This window comes from Vibrio aphrogenes (assembly GCF_002157735.2).
Taxonomy (GTDB): Bacteria; Pseudomonadota; Gammaproteobacteria; order Enterobacterales; family Vibrionaceae; genus Vibrio; species Vibrio aphrogenes.
In genome coordinates this window covers 643,787-665,084 of record NZ_AP018689.1, presented here as the reverse complement: position 1 = coordinate 665,084, position 21,298 = coordinate 643,787, and the positions used below count along the sequence as shown (strand labels likewise).

At 37.1% G+C, this 21,298-nt stretch carries 20 protein-coding genes, 1 tRNA gene and 1 pseudogene; 9 read left to right on the top strand and 13 right to left on the bottom strand.

All coding sequences use genetic code 11. The annotated features are described in order from the left end of the window. Positions 1-34: 34 nt before the first annotated feature. The 9 genes and pseudogenes from VCA1004_RS03090 to VCA1004_RS03050 form a co-directional block, all read right to left on the bottom strand. Positions 35-949: a restriction endonuclease gene (locus VCA1004_RS03090; RefSeq protein WP_086982431.1), complete on the bottom strand. Its 915-nt coding sequence runs from the start codon at positions 947-949 to the stop codon at positions 35-37. Beyond that, a pseudogene (mads1, locus tag VCA1004_RS03085) lies at positions 946-1,116 on the bottom strand (methylation-associated defense system helix-turn-helix domain-containing protein MAD1). The gene VCA1004_RS03090 and the pseudogene mads1 overlap by 4 nt, the downstream one beginning before the upstream one ends. Positions 1,117-1,273: 157 nt before the next feature. Further along, entirely contained in the window at positions 1,274-2,149 is an 876-nt protein-coding gene (locus tag VCA1004_RS03080; protein ID WP_086982429.1) for an LPD25 domain-containing protein, read from the bottom strand. Between the two features lie 90 nt (positions 2,150-2,239). Beyond that, positions 2,240-2,842 carry a hypothetical protein gene (locus tag VCA1004_RS03075; protein ID WP_086982427.1) on the bottom strand — a complete coding sequence of 201 codons (603 nt, stop codon included), beginning with the start codon at positions 2,840-2,842 and terminating at the stop codon, positions 2,240-2,242. Positions 2,843-2,844: 2 nt separating this feature from the next. Continuing rightward, positions 2,845-3,102: a hypothetical protein gene (locus VCA1004_RS03070; RefSeq protein ID WP_086982425.1), complete on the bottom strand. Its 258-nt coding sequence runs from the start codon at positions 3,100-3,102 to the stop codon at positions 2,845-2,847. Positions 3,103-3,132: 30 nt separating this feature from the next. After that, complete coding sequence (locus VCA1004_RS03065; protein ID WP_086982423.1) at positions 3,133-3,834, bottom strand: hypothetical protein; 702 nt, start codon at positions 3,832-3,834, stop codon at positions 3,133-3,135. A 382-nt stretch (positions 3,835-4,216) separates the two neighbouring features. Then, positions 4,217-4,687, bottom strand: coding sequence for a DUF2787 family protein (locus VCA1004_RS03060; protein ID WP_086982419.1), 471 nt, complete (start codon positions 4,685-4,687; stop codon positions 4,217-4,219). A 119-nt stretch (positions 4,688-4,806) separates the two neighbouring features. Next, positions 4,807-5,592, bottom strand: a complete 786-nt coding sequence (locus VCA1004_RS03055) for a ubiquinol-cytochrome C chaperone family protein (RefSeq protein ID WP_164520816.1) — start codon at positions 5,590-5,592, stop codon at positions 4,807-4,809. Between the two features lie 103 nt (positions 5,593-5,695). Then, positions 5,696-5,875: an AlpA family transcriptional regulator gene (locus tag VCA1004_RS03050; protein ID WP_086982415.1), complete on the bottom strand. Its 180-nt coding sequence runs from the start codon at positions 5,873-5,875 to the stop codon at positions 5,696-5,698. Between the two features lie 151 nt (positions 5,876-6,026). On the opposite strand from VCA1004_RS03050, the gene radC reads away from it, so the two are divergent. Together radC and VCA1004_RS15165 are read left to right on the top strand one after the other, a co-directional pair. Continuing rightward, a complete protein-coding gene (gene radC, locus VCA1004_RS03045; protein WP_086982413.1) occupies positions 6,027-6,497 on the top strand; it encodes a RadC family protein in 471 nt (156 codons plus the stop codon). 37 nt (positions 6,498-6,534) lie between these two features. Next, positions 6,535-6,687 carry a hypothetical protein gene (locus VCA1004_RS15165; protein ID WP_164520815.1) on the top strand — a complete coding sequence of 51 codons (153 nt, stop codon included), beginning with the start codon at positions 6,535-6,537 and terminating at the stop codon, positions 6,685-6,687. A gap of 62 nt (positions 6,688-6,749) precedes the next feature. On the opposite strand, the gene VCA1004_RS03040 is transcribed toward VCA1004_RS15165, so the two are convergent. Further along, positions 6,750-7,415, bottom strand: a complete 666-nt coding sequence (locus tag VCA1004_RS03040; RefSeq protein WP_086982411.1) for an inovirus Gp2 family protein — start codon at positions 7,413-7,415, stop codon at positions 6,750-6,752. 343 nt (positions 7,416-7,758) lie between these two features. Here VCA1004_RS03040 and VCA1004_RS03035 point away from each other — a divergent pair, with 343 nt between their 5' ends. The 5 genes from VCA1004_RS03035 (at position 7,759) to VCA1004_RS03015 (ending at position 14,665) form a co-directional block, all read left to right on the top strand. Continuing rightward, positions 7,759-8,652: a hypothetical protein gene (locus VCA1004_RS03035; protein ID WP_086982409.1), complete on the top strand. Its 894-nt coding sequence runs from the start codon at positions 7,759-7,761 to the stop codon at positions 8,650-8,652. Positions 8,653-9,067: 415 nt separating this feature from the next. After that, positions 9,068-11,128: a site-specific integrase gene (locus VCA1004_RS03030; RefSeq protein WP_086982407.1), complete on the top strand. Its 2,061-nt coding sequence runs from the start codon at positions 9,068-9,070 to the stop codon at positions 11,126-11,128. Positions 11,129-11,567: 439 nt separating this feature from the next. Continuing rightward, positions 11,568-12,752 carry a Rep family protein gene (locus VCA1004_RS03025; protein WP_086982405.1) on the top strand — a complete coding sequence of 395 codons (1,185 nt, stop codon included), beginning with the start codon at positions 11,568-11,570 and terminating at the stop codon, positions 12,750-12,752. 564 nt (positions 12,753-13,316) lie between these two features. Beyond that, positions 13,317-13,997, top strand: a complete 681-nt coding sequence (locus VCA1004_RS03020) for a ribbon-helix-helix domain-containing protein (RefSeq protein ID WP_086984618.1) — start codon at positions 13,317-13,319, stop codon at positions 13,995-13,997. Between the two features lie 23 nt (positions 13,998-14,020). Beyond that, on the top strand, positions 14,021-14,665 hold the full coding sequence (locus VCA1004_RS03015; RefSeq protein WP_086982404.1) for a hypothetical protein: 645 nt from the start codon (positions 14,021-14,023) through the stop codon (positions 14,663-14,665). A 492-nt stretch (positions 14,666-15,157) separates the two neighbouring features. Here VCA1004_RS03015 and VCA1004_RS03010 read toward each other — a convergent pair whose 3' ends face one another. The 3 genes from VCA1004_RS03010 to selD form a co-directional block, all read right to left on the bottom strand. Further along, on the bottom strand, positions 15,158-16,729 hold the full coding sequence (locus VCA1004_RS03010; protein ID WP_086982402.1) for a phosphoethanolamine transferase: 1,572 nt from the start codon (positions 16,727-16,729) through the stop codon (positions 15,158-15,160). 391 nt (positions 16,730-17,120) lie between these two features. Further along, positions 17,121-18,239, bottom strand: a complete 1,119-nt coding sequence (locus tag VCA1004_RS03005) for a YeeE/YedE family protein (RefSeq protein ID WP_197715830.1) — start codon at positions 18,237-18,239, stop codon at positions 17,121-17,123. A 269-nt stretch (positions 18,240-18,508) separates the two neighbouring features. Continuing rightward, positions 18,509-19,546, bottom strand: coding sequence for a selenide, water dikinase SelD (gene selD / locus VCA1004_RS03000; protein WP_269461545.1), 1,038 nt, complete (start codon positions 19,544-19,546; stop codon positions 18,509-18,511). Between the two features lie 212 nt (positions 19,547-19,758). On the opposite strand from selD, the gene VCA1004_RS15160 reads away from it, so the two are divergent. Together VCA1004_RS15160 and selA are read left to right on the top strand one after the other, a co-directional pair. Continuing rightward, positions 19,759-19,850, top strand: a tRNA-Sec gene (locus VCA1004_RS15160). A 75-nt stretch (positions 19,851-19,925) separates the two neighbouring features. Further along, positions 19,926-21,293, top strand: coding sequence for an L-seryl-tRNA(Sec) selenium transferase (gene selA, locus VCA1004_RS02995; protein ID WP_086982396.1), 1,368 nt, complete (start codon positions 19,926-19,928; stop codon positions 21,291-21,293). Positions 21,294-21,298 lie beyond the last annotated feature (5 nt).

Genomic DNA, 21,298 nt, shown 5'->3' with positions numbered 1-21,298 from the left:
CTCTCAGTAAATTGGGGTGAGCTTGATTTTCAGATCAAGCGTCAAAAAATTCTTCGTCTATCTTTTTCAGGTGTAGGACCTGTTCATCTCGGCTGCCAATGTTATATTTCAACATTAATTTGGCTAATTCTTTTCCATTGATCAGCACTATTCGCATACCAAGGTCTTTGGCGGTTTGAGTGGCTGAAACTGTAAAATCTGAGGTGGTGATAAAAATACCTTTTTGGGCTTTTTTCAGGTTCAGCGCCCCGAAGAAATCACGGATATCACCAGAGCCAACATTGTTACCTTGCGCGTAACGCTTGGCTTGAATATAAACTTGATCAACACCGAGTGGATCTTGATTAATCACACCATCGACACCGTTGTCTCCGGTTTGACCTAATGTATGCCCCATGCCTTCACTGCTACCGCCATAACCCATTGCAATCAACAGATCGACCAATAATTGTTCAAAAAATGCGGGGGTAACTTGGCGAGTGCGAATAAGTATTTCATCCGCTAATGCGTTGTTGATTTGTTTATAAGCCGCACGAAGGGTTTCATCTGGTGTGATGTCATCTTCACATGTTGTTTCCGAGAGTGTTGGATTAGGTTGTATCTCGTTCTTTTGTTCTTTAAAGGCGTTAAACTCTTCAAACTGTTTTAGGTAGGCATTATTAATCTCTACTTTTGGATCCTCTAATGCTCGTTTACCTCGCTCTGTAATCACAAAATGAGCACGTCGTGTTGATTCAAGCAAACCAGATTTGGTGAGATACGTTTTTGCCCAACCGACACGGTTATCTAATACTGTCACACGACCACTTGGTAGTTTTTCTACTCGTTCTTCTGGGGTGAGATTATATTGATCTGCCAAGGTCTTAATCGCATCTCGAACCTTAATTTCTCGACCATTGCGTGCAATCTCAAGTAGGGGCTGCATAAACTCTTGATAAGTTGGAATCATTCTTTTCTCGCCTCAATCCACGCTTCTAAATCTTCACGCTTAAAGCGCCACGAACCACCGACTTAAAAACCAGGAAGCTTTCCTTCGCTTGCTAATCTATATGCTGTTTTTTCGGCCAACTTTAGATAAGCAGCCACTTCTTGCAAGGTTAAAATTTGGTCTACCATTCAGAGTGTTATCTCATGTTGGTTTTTCTTAAAATTGATACTGAGAGAATATGGGAAAATTGAGGAGCGGGCAATCCAAAAGCTTACATAAAACCATTTAGATCAAAAAATTAAAGATTATGTATTTCCGTGCCCGAATAACTGGGCACGGATTTAGTTAATTATCAGCAACCACTTCCCCCAATGGGACGTATTTCGCCTTATTACTCTCATCCCAAAACACTTGCTTACTGACCTCCCATCCATGATGACGATACGATTTATTCGTTAAACAAAATCCAAAACCTAAGCCGTAATCATTGCGATGCTCTGTGCCTTGTTCTTTATCATTTAAGAATTCGGTATCAGGATGGTTTAAACACGCTTTTCTCAATTCAGGGAACCTTTTTTGAGCGTGTGTAGACCAGGATAAAATAATGCACTTTTCGGTTTTCGAAAAATGCTCACAACTATAAGGATCACTTTCTTCATGGTCGTATACTGTAAAAGTTGCGATGATGACTCCTTTTGCCCAATCAGGTATCACTAGGCTTTGTTGGAATAAAGCCTGCTGCTTGTTCTGCTCCTCTGTGGCTAATCTTTGTTCTTCTAACTTTTCTAATCTTTCTATTTCTTCTTGCTGCTTCGCTTCCTCCGTTGCCTTAATAGCGTTCTCTCTAGCGTATTGAACCAGTGACCTATCTAGCTGGTAACTTTCTATTAATTGGATAAGCTCTCGCTGATGTTCTTCCTGCATCCACGACATATTAGGGTTATCGTGATTCTTTTGATGGAAAGCATGGATGGATAAACAATGGTCGTTAAAGCCTAAATCATTACCCATGCAGCCTAAATCTAAACGGCATTGATGTTGGCTGTTATCTGAAAACGTAACGGTCACATTGGTTTTGTCATAGCCACCTAAAGGATTGGTTAATGCAATGCTGAGCGCCTTTTTCTCAAACTCAGCAAAAGGGTAAACCTCCCCCGTATTTAACTCGTTAGATTCAGACCAGTTGATGTACACAGTTTTTGGTGTAATGGATGGTTTCATGTGGGTATCCTTATTAAATTGAATGCAACAAAAAAGCCGCCCCTGAAGGACGGCTTAGTGTTTTGTTAAGTTCTAATGTATCGATTGATACTATTTAATCGACAGTGGAAATTTAAGGTTATTGAAGAAGGTATTCACCGATTGGGTTAAGGCACTATCAGCGATAAGGGCATTCCCCGTCATCGGTGTGCCGACGGTGCAATCTTGCCCAGATGTCACTTCCCATGTATCCGGATCTCTATCTAAAGATTGAAAGGCGTCATTCTCAGCGTAACCTGATACCGATGCTCCTAACTTAGATACGCTGTAATTGGCACTCTCACCAATGTTAATTGCACCTTCAGCCAAATACCCTAATGGATAAAAGCTGACAGGACCGACACCAATCACATCACAATTGGCGCTATAAATTTTTGGCGCGTCATTAGTTTGCGCTTGACTATATCCGGTTGCGCGAATTTCAAATAAGCCAGCTTGCCCATCAAAGGAAACTAAAGCTTGTACTTCCGTAGCTTCATCTGCCAAGATTTGTACATTGCTAAGCTGATTGCCATTGGCATCGTAAAGGTGCTTAACCAGTTGAGTAGGTTTGTCATTAACCAGTAAATTGTCGCCATCTGATTTTAAGACAACGTTAGCACTGGCAAGCATTGGTATCATCGCCAATAGAGGGATTAATTTAAATGTGTTCATCTTTACTCCAAAGTAATTGAGGCCGTTGAGGTTAAGGTAATGGGGGCCGTCGATACGGTCAATGTCTGAGCAGTAATGTCAGTCTCTAAAACACAACCTGAGTTCTCACACTCAGAGAGTAAAGCGGCATTATCGGTTGGCGTTTCTGGATCAATCGGTGTGATGGGTTTGTCTGGCTCTGGTGAGCTCTCACTTCCCTCACCTCCACCACAACCCATTAAGCTTGCAGCGATAAACATCGCCAATAAATAACGTTTCAAGGTTTTCACCTCCTCTTGAGTTAAGCTGCTTTAATAACAGCGTGTTACTGTATGGATTTGAGTTAATGGCATTCGGCTCAATTTCCCTTTACCACGATGTAGCGGGTTATCTACGGATAGGTATCCCAACTCACAATCTTGTGTGGTAACAACAAGGTGTTGGGGCATGACTTTTTCTTTGTGAACTTGTGCGGGATTATCTAGTGAGTAATACTCGACCCATACCGGCTCATCACGATATAAAGCCGATAACAGGGTTTCTATCTTTGGAGAGAGCTCGCTTGTAAGCCAACTGCCTAGTGCATCAATTTGGATATCAAGTTTATCTTTCCACCTTTTATCAGGGTAAGCCTCATCTAGCGCAGTAAATGCAACTAAATGATGTGCCAAATGCGTTTTCAACTGGCTGGCTACCTTTGGTGGTAAAAGGTGAGGAAGGTATTGAATAATTAAATCGGCAATCAAACCGTGATGTGAAAACTTATCAAGTAATGATCCTCTATGGCGAAAGCCGTGAGCCCTTCCGGTTTTAACCCGTTCAATATCAAGCAAGTTAAGAACACCTTGATGTTTTAACATTCGGTAAACAGAGTGATAACTCGTTGTAATACCCATATCAACGAGTGCATCCACCAGCTCGTGATAAGTCATGGGGGCCGCTGGAGGGTGCGGAATGATGTTTCTTAACGTTAATAACGTATCTAAAGTTTTTCGTTCATTTCTGTCGTTCACCGCATGTCACCTAACTCATTTCAGATGACTCCTCACTATAAGCATGAACTTTGCATAATTTGCAAAGTAGATTTTGAACATTAAATCTTCCCGAAATTTGTGACCATCATCTCACTATTTTCGATAAAATTTGTTGGAGTTTCTGTATATCTACCCCTCGCACTTTCTTGTATTTATAATGCCGACCCTCCCGCCTTTCTTCTACGTACCCAACAAAGCACCAAGCTTTTAACCAACGGCGGATAGAATCTGTACTTTTTTCTATCCCCTGTTGCGCGAGTGCTTGTTCGATATCATTCAGGCTCATACTACGATTTGCTGATAACGCCTTATAAATCAGCAAGGCATTCTCGATATGGCTAATCCTAGTCATGACTCCTCCCTAAAACACATGAATACGTATTTGGTCATAAGCACCGGCTTTACTTTGCGCCAAAAATCGCCGTTCCCATTGAGCATACAAACTTAAACAAGCAAAATTACTGCGCATGGATTGCCAACACTGGGTGCTCGGTAAGAAACATGTTGATGAATCGAAATCAAAATCCAAATAACGGCTGAGCGCTTTATGATTTGGTTTTAAATACGCCCATTGAGCGATATAAGCGATATGCCATAACGCTGAGTGACTTTTATCTCGCTTGATTAAGTATTCTGTTGGGCGGTGCCCTCCATCCAGAGCGCAGTATGACGTGTCATTGAATTTAAAGTAGAGGCTGGTTGCACCTTCTAGTCTCAGGCTTAAGTCGTGCACTTTTAAATGGTCCGTCAAGCACGCATTAAGATAGCGCCTAACCTCTGGATCCATATCGACAAAAGGTGGTGAAACAATATTAAGGGGAGTTTTATTCATGATGCTATCCTCAAGAAAAAAGAAAAACCACCAGCGTTGGGGCTGGTGGGTTCATTCATATCAAGGATATATAGGTATACATTTTTAATCCGATACGCCAAACACTGAGGTCGATTTTCCTATTGCTTTGTTCCACATTCGGGGCAGAACTTGACGTTATCATTAATCAACATGGTGTTACATGATGAGCAGTACACGGCTTGTTGTGACTTTCTCAACATTGCGATATGAACCACACAAGGGATAGTGACACTAAAAGCAGGACCGGCTAAATCAACCGCAGTCCATACCCCAGTAATAGCCCAACCAACAGGGCCAGCTAAAGTAGAAGCGGTCCTCACTATAGTGGTATTGGTGGCAAACATCAGCCCTCGACCTAAGATGATTTTAGCTATTTGATTCGCAATAATGAGCGTGAGTTGATAAGAGTAAAACCCTCCTGAACGAAATAAGGTGATTAATGCTGCGCTCGTCATCGCACCTTTAGATAAACCTCCAGAGCTATCTAAACTTTCAAAAAGCTCCGCTTTTTCGGCTTCACTCATTTGCTCAAAGGCTTTTTTTAAAATTGCTTCCAAAATCGCGGCTTCATTGTCTTCAATTCTCGCCCCTTTGATGACTGATGCTTTGAGCTTCTTACCCACATCATAAACAATCTCACTATAACTTGGCCCTTCTCCACGCTTAAGGTTGGCAAAGGAATTACCGCCCATATCACGGATTTCCTTGGCAATTAAATCAAAGTATTGAGTATGCTCAGGGCTATGCGCTTTATAGGCTTCTGAATAAGTTAAATCCTGTGAAAATTTCTTTTCGATATAGCCCACTAAAGGGGCTAAATCTTCACTGGTGGCTTTTTCTAAAACAGGGTTTATATCTGAATCGTATATATGGGTATTATTCATAACGTTCTCCATCATTTGATTGACAGAGCCAGTGTACGGATTAGCTTTGCGGTATTTGCAAACCTACCAATTAATAACAAATACGTGATAAAGATCACCTTATTTACTGACGTTGCGCTATTTTCATTTCAATCCACTCCTCAACCTCTTCCTTAATCCAAGCCACCGCACGGTCGCCTAATGAAACTGATTTTGGAAATTGATCTTCATTCATGAATTTATAAATGCTAGAACGGCTTAAACTCGTTAATGTAATGACTTCTTTTAATCGAATGAATTGCATGATGAGGCTCCTTTAAATTAATGGCTCAAAGGAATGCCTCTGGTTGTATTTTTTATAAGAGCCGTTGCTGTATCCGCGCCCCATCAAGATAAAAAGATCACACTCATATATCACCTCCTTGATGAATCATTGCTTCAAGGAGAAAATAGACATGTCTACTCATCATTATCCCACTCAATCCATCACCCAGTCACAACTGCAAGTACTCGAACAAGCGGCTGAAATAGTAGAAAGCATTTATTTAACCGGTGATGTTTATACTGCGCCACAAAAGGTTAAAGCCTTCCTACAATTTAAGCTCACACCTTACGAGCAAGAAGTCTTTGGTGTGATGTTCTTAAACAACCAACATCAATTGATTAGCTTTGACATCATGTTCAAAGGCACCGTTAATGCAGCTTCTGTCTATCCCAGAGAAGTCGCTAAACTTGCACTGCAACTTAATGCATCCGCAATCATCGCCACTCACAACCACCCTTCAGGGCAATCTACGCCATCACAAGCAGATATACACATCACCCAACGATTAAAGGAAGCATTAGAGTTGATTGACGTACGTATGCTCGACCACATCATCATAGGAAAAGACACGTCATCATTAGCTGAATTAGGTCACATGTAAGTTTATAGATTAGAGGAGAAAACCGATGAATTATTCAATGAAACTCGCCAGAGCGATTCAAGGAACGACTGCCGTTGTCAGCGTTATTGTCGCAGCCCCTGTATTTGGACCTGTTGGGACTATCACTGCCGCAGGCTTTACCATAGCAGCAGTTATTGGTGGTGTAGCAGCAGCTACTGAAGATAATTGAGAATTGATATTTAAAACAATAAAAGAAAGCCCCCATTACGGGGGCTATAATTATTAACCTTTTTATTTTTTACTCGCCCCAAATGAACGAACGCCATGATCCATTACTTTGGTTTCCATTTTAGCTAAATAAGAAAATCGATAGAATGCTTTTTGATAAGAGCGTATATCATCTCTTTTTATTACATAGGTGCAATTCTCAGGAAAATGAACCAATTTCTTAACGGATAAATAACCATTAAAATCATCCAGCTTAACTCCTAGAGCACTTACCCAAGCATTAATAATCTTAGAACACAGATGCTCTTCATTTAAATCATTCAAATTACCTATACTTCGAAATACATCATTATTAAAAACCAATACTAAATGAAAGTGATCTTTTTCAGAATCATTCCTTTCTCTTGACCATACATATCGAATTTTATTATCCCTTACCCGAATACCTTGATTCAGTTTTCTAACACTGTAACTTTTTATTTGGGCATCTAATGAAGCAATAAATCGTTTCATACAATCATTCAACTGATAACATTCAAAATCAGTTGGCAGCCTTAAATCCACTCTTACACAAAATATTCTTGAATAACATCCCAAAGCCATATCTAAAGTTGAACATATTCTATTTAAATATTTTTCACTCACTGAGTACTGAATCATCATTGGAAGTATTTCATAAGGCATACCATTGATATCAGATTCATGTAGAACTGCTTTGTATTCTTTCATTGATTAAGTTCCTATAGTCAAGTTAACCCTATAGAGACTTAATGTGTTTGTAATTTAACTTTAGATTATTGCTATTACTTGTTTGTAATACTAACCATTACCGCCAGCTCGATAGATGCTCACCCCACAAACCATAAAACACGAATACAAAAAAACTAATCTGAAGTTAAACCGTATAAAACCCAACTAAACGTAGATATAAACCTTAATTAAAAACCATAAAATTAATAAAAAACCAACGAATAAAAAATTAAAAACAAACCAAAAACAAACCAAAAACAAACTTGAAACCAACGTAGTCATCATATAAAATAAACACTACTTGAATTTAGGGGGATAGGTAATGGAACTAAGCATTGAATATATAAAAAACATAAAAGATGATAGAACACTAAATATTATTTGCTGGATATTAATAAATAAATACGGGTTAGGATTTAGAGAATTAACATCCATGGACCAAGGTCCATTTTATAATTTCAATATTCAAAAGGAAAATTTAATAAGCGTCCTATCAAATAAAAACTTAAACTTTATTCATATTGAAAAAAATATACTAAATTCAATAACAAATACGCCTCACCTATCAGAATTAAAACAAAGAAAAAACATAAGGCTATGCAATTACGTATTTAATAAAACATTTAATCAAGATAAATTAATTCTCACCATACAGTCACATCAATACGAAAGAGGATTAGAAAACAAACCATCCGCAATATTTTTCAATCAAAACTATCAATACAGATTAATAGCATCTAATTACGATTATCATTATGGCACGGAAGATAATAATAAATTCGTAAGAGAATCAATAGAAACAAATATTAACAATGGATTAAAACATATAAGACACTTCAACTTTAACTGGTTAAATAAAAAAAACAAAGAACAAATTAATTGGTGTTATGACTATATAGAAAAAATAAAAGATGAATATAACTACGAAAAAAATTTAGAACTATACTCTTTAACAGGTGAACTAGACTATTATTTATATTCCATTGCATTCTTTGATTCTCTTCATGAAAGTATAGGTACTCAAAAAAGCTTATATTCAAAAATGAGAACTAATTGGTTACAAAAACAAAAAAGAGAAAGAGATAAAAAGAAAGGTAAAAAGCAATGTAACTTTCTTCTGGATAAGGAAACTAGAAATAATCTAGAAAGAATCACTGAAGAACTAGGGATGAATAAAAGTGATTTCATTACAAAACTGATTAACGATTATATCTGAGTTATCCTCAACCTATAGTCACCAATATGCTTGGTTTTCCATGTAGCTCTCGTATGCTGCCTCCAAGAGACATCATACAGCCCCTGACAACAAAATTTGTAGTCCCTTGCAGGGCTACCACATAACCAAGCAAGTAATTGTTACAATAACTCCTTAAAAATTTTTAATGATATCTATTCATTTGATGTCACGAAACCATGTAGTAACCAACTTGGTAACCAAAATAAAAATTAAACCAGAAAATACCATTAAAAATCAAAGTAATATAAAATCAATTCAACTTACGCCAGCCCACCACTTCAAAAGAGAAAAGACTTATAAATCAAAGATTTATAGGTCTTTTTTTTGACCAAATGTTGAGCAAACAAGAGAAATATGCGTTTTTAAGTAGGTGATACACCAAGGTAGTACACTTATGAAAAACAACTTTTTGATCAAAAATCAGTTTGGCATTTTTTACTTTCGTCTAAAAATACCTCAATATATCGCCATCCTTATCCCTAATCTCAAAACAGAGATCAAGATAAGCCTTAAAACAAAGGATAAAAGTAAGGCGTTAAAGATCGCCCGACATCAAAAAGTGATGTTCGACTTTTTATTCGATGATCTGATAAAGAGTGTAGAAATGCGAGAAAGGACACTAATGGCATTTGCCGAACTTCCCCCTATGGAACAAGATCAGCTTCTTTTAAAACAACGAGCAAAAGAAGCAATCAACGATCAGCAATACACACAACAACTCTTCTTATTATTAGAGCGAAAAGACCGTATTAAAAAGGCTTTCACTCGTTTTGAAGCATTAAGTCCCCTTTCTCTTTCTGATATAGATTTAAGCAGTGTTGATAAGATCAATCACTTTGTAGCGATTATCGATCTCCTGTCTTCCCCAACACTTATTGATGCCAGTCCCTATATCTCTGAAATAAAATTAAAGCCCAAAATTAATTACACTAATAGCAATAGTTCTACATTCAAAGAGACCAAAATCGCTCAATTAAAAGTAAGTAGAAAGAAAATTAAACCACCACTTTCCACTCCTGATCAAATAAAAAAAACTTCACAAGAGCATCGTTTAGCTGTCGGTAATACTGTTTTAAACCTGGTTGATAATGATTTTGACCCCGATCTATTACTCGAAGATCAAGAAGACATTTTATTAACAGGTATTACTTTAGAAAATGCCGAAGATCATAAAAACTTTGCTAACCTTCTTCTAATGTTAGAGAAAGGTGAAAGTGTGAATGCGTCAGATTTTGAAGCCTTTTCAAAACCAGTCATAGTGCCTAAAACTATGCTACGAACATCAGAAATTTTTGAAAAATATTACATAGAGGTTTCGCCTGAATGGAAAAGCCCCAAAACACACACAGCTAATAAAGCCATTTATCAAAACTTTTTAGATATATGCGGTGATAAATTTATCGACCAATTAAGTTATGACGATGCGCGATACTTTATTGATGTGATGGTGAAACTCCCTGCTAATCGTAATAAGTTAAATCAATTCAAAGGCAAAGCAATTGCTGATTTGCTCGCTATGGTTGGAACATTTGAACCAATGACGATCACCAATGTAAATAAAAATATAGAAAAATTAAGCAGTGTTTTTCTGTTTGCTGAACGAAAAAAATACATTGATAAGAACATTTTTGACGGTATGAAGATCCGAAATAAAGTTCAACGCAAGAAAAATGCCCTGCAACGAGACCGTTTTGATGATGATGATTTGAAAAAAATCTTTAACTCTCCCCCTTATACCAAAGATGGATTTGATCGCACTTATAAGTATTGGTTGCCGTTATTAGGATTATACAGTGGTGCAAGGCTTGGTGAACTGGCACAGCTACGCCTTAACGATATTTACACCAAGGATAGAGTTTGGCTATTTGATTTCAATGAAGACGAAGATAAACAAATCAAAACGATCAATGGTATTAGGCAAGTTCCAATCCATAAAAGTCTCATCAAGTTAGGATTTTTAGATTATGTCAGCCACTTAAAATGGCTATATGAACACGGAACTTTAAAGACAAATTTATTGTTTCCAGACATAGTAAAAGGTCGTGATGGCTATGGCCATAATCCTGCAAAACGCTTTGCTTATTTTCTTGAAACCATCGGTGTAAAAGCAGAAGGAAAATCATTTTATTCTTTCCGTCATACATTTGCTGATGAACGCAAGCAAGCGGAAGAAAATCCAGTAATGACCGCCGAGCTACTTGGTCACGAGGTCGATAGTGAAACACTTGGTCGATATGGTAAAAGCTATAAAATCACCCTTAAAAAAGCGCATATAGACAAATATCAACCTTTACCTGATTGTGTATTAAATAAAATTAATCGTTTTAAATTATGGAAAGAATTCCATCCCAGTGGCACATTAGCAAAAGTGAATAAAAAAGTGATTAATACAGACAAGACAATCAAATCTAACAAAGTGCTAACAGGCATTTTCAAGGATATTTTAGATAGTTAAGTTCAAACCTATAAACCTAACAGAATGCGGAGCTTTTGCTCCGCCTTGCTTTTATATTTCCTCTACTCCCATCAACCTACCCCCTTATTATTTCAATAATCATTCCTTTGCTCAATTTGACAACATCATTATTTATGGTTGACTACAAATATAAGAGTGTAGTCTGTAGTCAATAAAGCTTGAAGCCTTTAAAACACTGGGGATATGGGCTTGTCTATCCCCAGTGTTGCTTTGTAGTCAGTAAGAAAAAAATGTCTACAAATGGCAAAAAAAAGACTTCACAGACTACATTAGGTTTCGTAGTCAGGTGGAAAGGAAAAACGCTATAAATAAGCAAAAACTAATTCGCAGACTACATTAGATTTTTAAAAAATAAGGAAAAACCTGACTACATTGAAAAAGTGCGTAGTCCGTAGTCTGGGTAATTATGGAGGAATGAATGAGCGAGAAAAAAGAAATAAAATTAAGGCAATGTGAACTGGTCACCAATCTTGAATATATCGATTTAGAACAAGTAAAACAAAAACTCACGGATTTAACAAAAAACGGTAAAAGCGTGACTGAGTATGCTTTTATCATTCACGATAAAGATACTTATGATCAAAGTGGTAAAAAAGCCGATGGCACAAGCTATAGCGAAGGAGACTTGAAAGCCCCACACATACATTTGATGATGAAATTCAAATCTCCCGTAAGACTGCATTGCATAGCAAATTGGTTCAATGTCAAAGAGAATAATATCAACAAAATCAAATCAAAGTGGGTTTCTGCTCTGCGATATTTAACTCATTCAAACCACCCTGAGAAACATCAATATGATGATAGTGACGTTATTTCTAACTTTGATTATTCCGAAGAAAAGGACAACTTCAAAGTTAGCAATAGAGGTGGGTCTGCTCGAAAGGACGAGATTTTAAACAATGTTTCACAGGGGCATTGGAAGATGTTGGACTTATACAAGCCAACTAATATTACTGAATTAGAGTTCGTGAAATATAGCGCAGACATCAACAAGGCATTGCAATACCGACAAACATTTTTACAACTAAACGAGAAAGGAAGAAATATGGACGTTATATATATTAGTGGAGGCTCAGGGAGTGGCAAAACAACATTAGCAAGAGAATATGCTGAAAAGAAAGGACATAGCATTTATGTGAGCGATGGTGGTAAAAACCCGATGGATAATTATATGGGGCAAGATTGTATTATTTTAGATGATTTTAGACCTGATGTGATGGGATTAAGCGACCTATTAAAATTACTGGATAATCATACTTCATCGATGGTCAATGCTCGCTATTACAACAAATATATGGGTGAGTGTAAGCTTTTGATTATCACTACGATTGAGGACCTACCTGACTTTTTTAGTAAGATCCCTAACGCAAATGGTGAGCCGATAAAGCAACTTGAAAGACGCTGTAAGACCAAAATGATTGTCGATACTGATAGTGTAGGGTTTTATAGTTATATCGAAGGTGAGTATCAATTTAGTGGCTCAATTCCTAACCCAATTAAGGATAGAAGTTTCGCACAAAAACCTACCGTTGATGTTAACGATTTTGCACAAGCGTTTGGTCTATCGGATCAGATATCAACAACCAATATCATTAATTTTTAGTAAAGTGAATGTGCGTTCTTTTTACTAAAAAATCACTAATAAAAAATCAATCATCGTCATAATCTGATGGTGATTTTTTTATTGTAATAGTTCATTTTCTCATTTAAAAACAAATCATATCGGCAAGTTTTGCATCGAAATTAGTCGAAGAACTACATATCGGTTTCTAATGCAAGACAAGCCTCTATCTACTATAAAATAAAAAGTAGTATCCAAGGATACTAAACTTATTATTTATAGTAGCTGATGCAGATTAAAACTCGTCATTTCATTTGTGTTTTACTCCCTAACGGTCGTTTTTTTGATCAATAAATCGACCGTTAGGGAATAAATCAACTCATCAAGAATTAGTTTAAATGGACGCAGGTATTACATAAAATCGATACAATGCCCGGTTGGCATTATCGATACTGATGTGATGACAATAGGCTTGTCTTGCATCTAAAACCTACAACGAGTTCTTCAAAAAATAACACCCATCGTTTAAGGCATTGACATCACAAGATAACCGCATTACAGTTTTTGTAATCAAAATGATTACGACATATGCATACAGTGGTTTTTATGAAAAACATATTTAAAGAATCAATTAGCTCAGCGATTTTAGATCAGATCGACGATATAACAACTGTTCCCAATTCATTTCGTCTCCCTGTCTCGTTAAATAATCAACTTGATGAGTTATCATTAACATTAGAAAAATCTAAAAGTTTTTTGATTATCGAATATATAAAAGCAGGGATTAAAGAAACAAATCTAATTTTAGAAGAAAACAGCCTACATTATGATATAACATTCCCAGCAGGAAATGAGGTAAATTCAGACTTATCTCATCCAAAGTATTTTATGCTCAATACAAACTATAATAACAATCCTGAAGACCATTTTAGTATGATAAAAAACAAAGAAGCCTCCGCTTTTTGCTCTGGGTGGAAGGAGTATATCCAAAACCTATCTAAAGGAGATTATGTTTTTTTATATCAGAGTGGGGTCGGTGTAATTGCGTGTGGAGAAGTTTGTGGTGATTTAGTAAAAAGTCAATATTATGGAGTGAAAGATGATAAATATTCCAAATCATTAAAACACTTCAAAGTAGGATTTAAAGCAATATCAGCCAGAGACTTTAAAAATATGACTGACGATAGTGTAAATTTCAGACGAACAATGGTAAGTATAACGCCTAACCAATTTCATAAGTTAAGTGATGAAATTGAAAAACGATTAAAAAGCAAGACTAATATTTAAAATTTGAAATATAAGGTGGTAAAATGAAGATTTTTAAAGCTATCATCAGCATTGTATTTATCAGTGTATTAAGTGGTTGTGGAGGAAGTAATGTCGATATTGTAAAGAATGGATTTTTTGAAAAGTATTCTACAAACAACACATATAAATCAATGACAATAGGCCAAGCACTCGATACCTATTTTGATAATGTAAAATGGACATCTTTTAAGTCCACTGATGGAGAAAATATCGTTGAATTTAATGGTGTGGTATCATCAAGTTTAAAAGACAAGTTTGACGAACATTTATCTAATACATGGGATTTAAACAATAACTCTGTTGCCAGTAGTTTTATTGCCGATGGGATTAAATTTGCAAAATCAACGAACGATCCTTACTTTTTGAAACTGAACCAAGCTTATATGTGTGATCCAACTCCTGCTGGTCGATTTAATTACTCTCCTAATTGTGATGATCCAGAAAACAATGAAAAATATAAAGCTGACGCTATAAATTATGTTAAAGATAATATTTTCCCTCTCGGTATGCCACTAAAAATCCAATGGGTTATAAACGAAGACGAAACTGACTTTAATCTGAAAGTGTATTCTAATCCTACTCTTTCGACTAAATATCGCTCATTATCAAGTGTAGTTCGAGTAATGTTTGGTGTTTACAAAAAATAAAACTTCGATACTAATTGTGTTCAAGAAACTGAACCGTTGTCCGAAAAATAAAAAGGTGGAGCTACACTACGCTATAAAGGTGTTTAAACAACCTAAAAACACCTTTTTCATGGCACACCATTGTGATACTTTATGAATATACAAGATAACATTTATCATTAACATACAATCACTTACAGCAAGAAATAGCTAATCTTTTCTCATATGGTACGCTCGCCAGCTCCACCAATTCAACATTTAAAGACGTCCTAGGACGTCTTTTTTTGTGCCTGGATACTTAAGATAGCTTTAACATTTACATTGATAGTTAGATCAATACCATTCATAACCTAATACTTAGTTTTGCACAGGCTATCTCAACAAGGGTTTCAATCAAAGAATGGCTTATCGTAAATACAACGCCCCTCTAGCAACAAATAACCCATACATGTTGAAAGTATCAGACCTTTATCAAAAAAACCAAGAATAATCTAATTTGAGGATTTTTAATGATCACATTAAATCACTTGTAATATCTATCGCAGGATCATCTACTTTATATGCTTTTTTACTTAAACCATAATCTTGTTTATTAGACACACCATCAAATAAATCATAAGGCTCTATTAAATCACCTTCAACTCCCATCCAATCAGCTACCCCATTAACAAACATTAGACCTGATTTTCTTGATTCTAATACCTTTCTTTCATTATCATCAGATGATATTTTTACTAAAGGTATATCATAATGATATTTACTAACATAATTATTATTAAGTTGTATCTCACCATTTACTTCACGATGAACCATTCCATGATCTGAAATATACATAATTGAAAATGTTCTTCCATTATCATTATTCAACATCATTTCATAAGTGGATTTTATGAAATCATCTGTTTGTTTTATGCTTGAAACATAACATGCTATATAATTATTTATTTTACTTTTTGATTTATATTGATTTTTAAAATCATCTATTCGATCACATGCATTTGGATGAGAGCCCATTGTATGCAATACAATAAATCTCTTCTCATTACTTTCTTTTGATACAATACTTTGTAAATTTTTCAATAATAAAGAATCTGGAATATTTTTTGAATTATATGCCCCTGATTTTGTAAAATATGAATATTTAGCTTTATTAGCAATTGAAGATATAGGTGTATCAAAGCGACCAAATAAGCCTTGATTTGATAACCAATAAGTCTCAAATCCAGCATTATTAAGCATCCCCATAATATTTAGGTTATAGTTGGGTTGCCACTTACCTTTATTTCCTTGAGTTAACATCAATCTCAAAGAACCTATCGTATACGTTCCACCAGCATTTAAGCCATTAACTATAGTGCCATTAGTTGAATCGAGGAAAGGAGTATTCTCTATAGGATATCCATAAACGTGGAAATAATCCCTCCTAGCACTCTCTCCAACAATAAGAATATAGTCATCATATTTTGTTTTATCTGTTTGGTATACATCCCCCCAATCATTTCTTTTTGTATATTTAGAAAACTCATTCATTTCAAGCATTACTTTATCTATAGCAGCTTGAGCTTTTTTTATAAAAAGAAAGGCTTCCGATGATAAACTTAACATTATCAAGGAAATAAAAATATAAGTTCTATTTTTAACTGGGTTGATTTTCATTCTATATGATAATAAATGTATCACATAGAATGAAAAAGGTATTAAAACTGAATATAAATATGATTTATAAGGTATCAGAGATAAAAACTCCAAACTTTCTTGTGTATCGGTAGCGATAAGAGACACTAAATATTGATATGAAGGTAATCCATATGTAAATCCAACAGGGCCATACAATGAAATAACTACAGATATCGGCAACATTATAAAATAATAAGTTTTCTTTGAATTCATAAAAAAACTTATTATTAACGAAAATATTAATACATTAAAAAATTCCGGACTAGAATCTCCAGTCGCTCTTAATGTAAACTTGGATAAAACTACAATAATCGAAAACAAAAAAATAATCTGAGCATATTTTTTTATTATAGGATACTTATTGGCAATGTTGTAAATATTAATTTTTTGTTTATTTAATTTTATCATATTGTTTTTATTTGTTTAAGGTTAGAATTGTTGAATTTATTTTCCATATATTAACATCCACCATTCACATCTCACAATAAAACCTTATTAAATCAAAGAATAAAATCAAAACGACATAAACTGTTATAAAAAACCACCAATTCAAATATCAACCAAAATTTACTACGTATTAATCATTAAAATCATAATTTCCACATTAAATTATAAGTTCACAAAAAAACTCATGATAACTTTAGAGGATTGATAAGTAATAATATAAAAATAGTTACGTTAAAAACCCTTTCACTTCCAATATCACGGCCATAATTAAATTTATGGTCGTGATATGCTCTTCACTCCATTGAGGCTCAGGTTGTTGCATTGCTGAATAAGCAAAAAACCAATAACGACTTTATTGATTACTTAACCCAAACAAAGGGCGTAAGCGGATACCGATGATACTGCCGCATAAGGCCATTAGCATCCAAATCCAGCCGTGTAGGCTACCGGATGCGATCCCATCGAACATGCCGCCTAGGTTACAGGCACTGTACATCGCGCTCATCCCCATCAATAAGCCGCCCACAATCGATGCGAATATATGACCAATTGGGCTGGGCGCTTGAACTCGCTTAGGGGATAGGCTACGGGCTAATGCTGCGCCGAGAATCCCTAACCAAAACATCCCAACCATTGGATTGAGAAATAAAGGTTGATCCAACATCGGGTTATTATGAAATAGTCCAAAGAAACCCGCACTGTGCAATGCCATCACATACACGGCATCAGTGATGGTCCAAGCTGAACCATGTAAAGCGACTACGCTCGAGTTTAGAATCGCAATAATGATCCCGCCGGTTAATACAGTAAAACGACCATCTTGCCAAAATAGATTCTTCTTATTAAAAATCGGGTTCAAGGTGGTGTTGTTACGTAATTCAGCTTTTCTAAATAAGTAGAAAAGAACTGCTAACAAACACAGGTTAATCAACATCCCGTGCCAAGCACTGCCGGTGACGTCTTTAGCGATCACTACAGGGTTTGAGAAGGTACTTTCTAAAAAAGGTCGGAATTGGTTACTGATCAGCGTTCCCACTCCGTAAAAGATCAATACCAGCCAAAAGCGAGGTCGCGCCTCTCCGCAGCAATATAAGGTTCCGGTTGCACAAACGCCCGCCAGTTGCATACCAATACCAAAGATAATCGCGCCGATAAAAAAGGGAATACCAATGCCCATAATATTGCCGACCATTTTGTCGCCGAATAAAGCATGGCTAAAAGACAGTATTGCAGTAAACAACACGATTTCGATAGCGATAGTGATGAGGTGAATACGCACATAATAACTATTGCGTTTGGTGATCATTTCACGCCAACCAAAGACAATACCAAAACGGCTAAACGCCAAAGTAAAACCAAAACCTAAGCCAACTAACCCCATTAATGCCCACTTCATGCCAAACGATGCATCGAGCCAAATCATGGCCGCAATAGAAATGAGTAAAATGACCATAGGCCAAAAGCGATTCATATTTCGTTCCTTTTTCTTATTCAAGCTCCCCCAATATGGGAAATCTTTATTTTTTACATAGCCATAAATTAAGGTAAGTCATTTATTAAATTAATAATTTACCTATTTGGCTATTTAGTTATTTAACTAAGATAATCTCGCTGTTTCAGCAGGTCGGCTCGCCAATATTTAGACACGCAAAGAAAAGCCAATAACCTGTGCTATTGGCTTAAAAAAAGCGGTTACTTTAATAAAATGGTGCCTTAATAAATCACGGGATTTATCGCGAGTTATCTCACCTTAACGGTAAAGTCACCTTGCGCTGAAACAAATTGCCCTATCGCCTCTGACTGTAATTGATGCTCTTTAAGTAAGGCTTTCACTTGAGCAACCTGCGCCGGATCAACAGCAATCATTAATCCACCAGAGGTTTGTGGGTCACACAAGATCGCTTTTTGTTTCTCAGTAATCGGTGCCACTTTGTGTCCATAACTGGCAAAGTTACGCAAGGTTCCTCCCGGCACACAACCTTGCTCAAAGTAGTAATCGAGATCAGCCATCATTGGAATGCGATCAAATTCCAGTTGAGCATGAACCTGAGCCCCTTCACACATTTCAACCAGATGGCCTAATAATCCAAAACCGGTCACATCCGTCATGGCATGAACACCATCTAATTCAGAAAGCTGCTGCCCAATTTTATTTAAACGACACATCCAGTCACGCGCGGTATGTTTATCGGCATCCAGCAGTTTGGATTGCTTTTCTGCGTGACTTAACATGCCAATCCCAAATGGCTTAGTAACAAAAATCACATCTCCTTCTTTGGCGCAGCTATTTTGCTTAATACGAGCGGTTGGAATAATGCCCGTTACTGCCAAACCAAAGATCGGTTCCGGCGTATCAATAGAGTGGCCACCTGCTAGCGAAATTCCAGCTTCCGCACACATGGCGCGCCCACCTTCAATCACTTGTTGTGCTATCTCAGGAGATAATTGATTGACCGGCCACCCAAGGACCGCAATCGCCATAATCGGTTTGCCTCCCATGGCATAGACGTCGCTGATCGCATTGGCAGCCGCAATGCGTCCAAAATCAGTAGGGTCATCAACAATCGGCATAAAAAAGTCGGTAGTACTAATAATGGATTGCCCATTGCCAATGTCATACACCGCAGCATCATCGCTGGTTTCATTACCGACCAGCAAGTTAGGATCTGAAGCCCATTGAGTTTGAGTGGCTAGAATTTCACTCAATACTTGTGGCGAGATTTTGCATCCACAACCACCACCGTGGCTGTATTGTGTTAGACGAACTGTTGACATAATCCCCTTTCCTCATATTGACCGGATGAATATAAAACATACACCCACTAATAATGTGGCTTTTGATACACATCAAACGATCCGCCTTAAAAAAATGGCGACGCTGCATTATCATTTTCCAAAAATGAAACGAACACTGATCAAATTAGATAGTCTAGGCAAACATGATGTATATCAAAGATTTCACCATCTATCTCCCCTAGCATTCTTAGCATGGAATGAGATGGGGTCTGGTGGCCCTCTCGGTCTTCAAAACCGATGTGAGCCGAAAAGGCTTTGGTAGGTTCGATTCCTGCCTCTTCCGCCAAAGTGCCACACCCACATTTGCTATTCAGGCACCCGCCTATCAGTGGCTCGATTTTCTAAACGATTAGGAAAAACTATGACGACTGATTCAGCAAAACCTTGCTACCGCTTACCTCAAGTCGAACAACTGCTACAGCATCAAGCTTTAGTTGTTTATATTGAGCAATTAAGTCGCCCATTAGTCACTCAATTAATTCGTCAAACCCTACAAGCCATTCGTGAATCCCAGGCGTTTAAGCAATCAGGAACACACGGTATTGATGTCATCGCTGCTATTGAGAAAAATTGCCAACATCGGTTAAAGCAACGTCAACGCTCGGTCATTAATGCTACCGGGATTGCCATTCATACCAACCTTGGCCGCTCTCCGATTCATCCAGACATTTGGCAAGACGTTTCGCCGCTCAATACTGGTTATTGTAATTTAGAGTTAACCCTCAATGATGGAAAACGCGGTCAGCGCAACGGGTTATTGCCGGATCTAATTCAAAGCTGGGTGGGGGCAGAAGATGCCTTGATCGTCAATAATAATGCCGCCGCAGTTTACTTAACCTTAATTGGTTTGGCTCAAGGTAAAGAAGTAATCGTCTCTCGTGGGGAACAAGTACAGATAGGTGGTGGCTTTCGTATCCCCGATATTTTGAAAATGTCAGGATGCACTTTAGTCGAGGTGGGTACAACCAACATTACCACCGCGCAAGACTACCTCGACGCGATTACCGAAAATACCGCCGCGATTTTAATGGTGCATCAATCCAATTTCTCCATTCAAGGTTTTACCGAAGCGCCCGATATTCATCAATTAGTCAAAAATTTGCCCTATCACGTCTCATTATTAGTCGATCAAGGCTCGGGGTTATCGGATGAATCTTATTCAAGTGATGAACACTCCATTCGCTATTATTTAAACGCTGGCGCAGATTTAGTGTGCTTTTCTGGCGATAAAATTCTCGGTGGTCCACAAGCCGGCATCGTTGCGGGTAACACGCATTTAATCAAAACGTTAGCTAAACACCCGATGATGCGCGCTTTCCGACCAGGCCGCATCGTGTTGTCTTTATTGGAATCGTTATTAATCAAAAAGCTCAATAAACAACATTCTGGTAAAGGAGTCGCAGAGCGCCTAATTGATGCCATTCCGGAGACGCAATTCTGGGCGGAACAATTAGCCCAACAATGGCAACCTTTTGCTCGTCTCGAACAGTTAGAAGCACAAGTGGGAGGCGGCTCATTACCCAGTGAGCGCTACCTCAGTTATGGTCTTGCTCTGCAATTACCAGGTAAGGCACAAAGCCATCTTGATCGCTTACGTGACCTGCCTACCCCGATCATTGGTTATCTCAACAAAGATCGTCTCATGGTTAATTTATCTACGATTTTAGAACAAGATAAAGCGATTTTTGTCCAGCAATTAGATCATTATATTCGCTCATTTCAAGCTTAATCGTT

What these genes read in the sequence shown, in the direction of transcription:
- VCA1004_RS03090 (WP_086982431.1), bottom strand. Translation starts at nt 949, where the DNA reads ATGATTCCAACTTATCAAGAGTTTATGCAGCCCCTACTTGAGATTGCA.
- VCA1004_RS03080 (WP_086982429.1), bottom strand. Translation starts at nt 2,149, where the DNA reads ATGAAACCATCCATTACACCAAAAACTGTGTACATCAACTGGTCTGAA.
- VCA1004_RS03075 (WP_086982427.1), bottom strand. Translation starts at nt 2,842, where the DNA reads ATGAACACATTTAAATTAATCCCTCTATTGGCGATGATACCAATGCTT.
- VCA1004_RS03060 (WP_086982419.1), bottom strand. Translation starts at nt 4,687, where the DNA reads ATGAATAAAACTCCCCTTAATATTGTTTCACCACCTTTTGTCGATATG.
- VCA1004_RS03055 (WP_164520816.1), bottom strand. Translation starts at nt 5,592, where the DNA reads ATGAATAATACCCATATATACGATTCAGATATAAACCCTGTTTTAGAA.
- VCA1004_RS03050 (WP_086982415.1), bottom strand. Translation starts at nt 5,875, where the DNA reads ATGCAATTCATTCGATTAAAAGAAGTCATTACATTAACGAGTTTAAGC.
- radC (WP_086982413.1), top strand. Translation starts at nt 6,027, where the DNA reads ATGTCTACTCATCATTATCCCACTCAATCCATCACCCAGTCACAACTG.
- VCA1004_RS15165 (WP_164520815.1), top strand. Translation starts at nt 6,535, where the DNA reads ATGAAACTCGCCAGAGCGATTCAAGGAACGACTGCCGTTGTCAGCGTT.
- VCA1004_RS03040 (WP_086982411.1), bottom strand. Translation starts at nt 7,415, where the DNA reads ATGAAAGAATACAAAGCAGTTCTACATGAATCTGATATCAATGGTATG.
- VCA1004_RS03035 (WP_086982409.1), top strand. Translation starts at nt 7,759, where the DNA reads ATGGAACTAAGCATTGAATATATAAAAAACATAAAAGATGATAGAACA.
- VCA1004_RS03030 (WP_086982407.1), top strand. Translation starts at nt 9,068, where the DNA reads ATGAAAAACAACTTTTTGATCAAAAATCAGTTTGGCATTTTTTACTTT.
- VCA1004_RS03025 (WP_086982405.1), top strand. Translation starts at nt 11,568, where the DNA reads ATGAGCGAGAAAAAAGAAATAAAATTAAGGCAATGTGAACTGGTCACC.
- VCA1004_RS03020 (WP_086984618.1), top strand. Translation starts at nt 13,317, where the DNA reads ATGAAAAACATATTTAAAGAATCAATTAGCTCAGCGATTTTAGATCAG.
- VCA1004_RS03015 (WP_086982404.1), top strand. Translation starts at nt 14,021, where the DNA reads ATGAAGATTTTTAAAGCTATCATCAGCATTGTATTTATCAGTGTATTA.
- VCA1004_RS03010 (WP_086982402.1), bottom strand. Translation starts at nt 16,729, where the DNA reads ATGATAAAATTAAATAAACAAAAAATTAATATTTACAACATTGCCAAT.
- VCA1004_RS03005 (WP_197715830.1), bottom strand. Translation starts at nt 18,239, where the DNA reads ATGAATCGCTTTTGGCCTATGGTCATTTTACTCATTTCTATTGCGGCC.
- selA (WP_086982396.1), top strand. Translation starts at nt 19,926, where the DNA reads ATGACGACTGATTCAGCAAAACCTTGCTACCGCTTACCTCAAGTCGAA.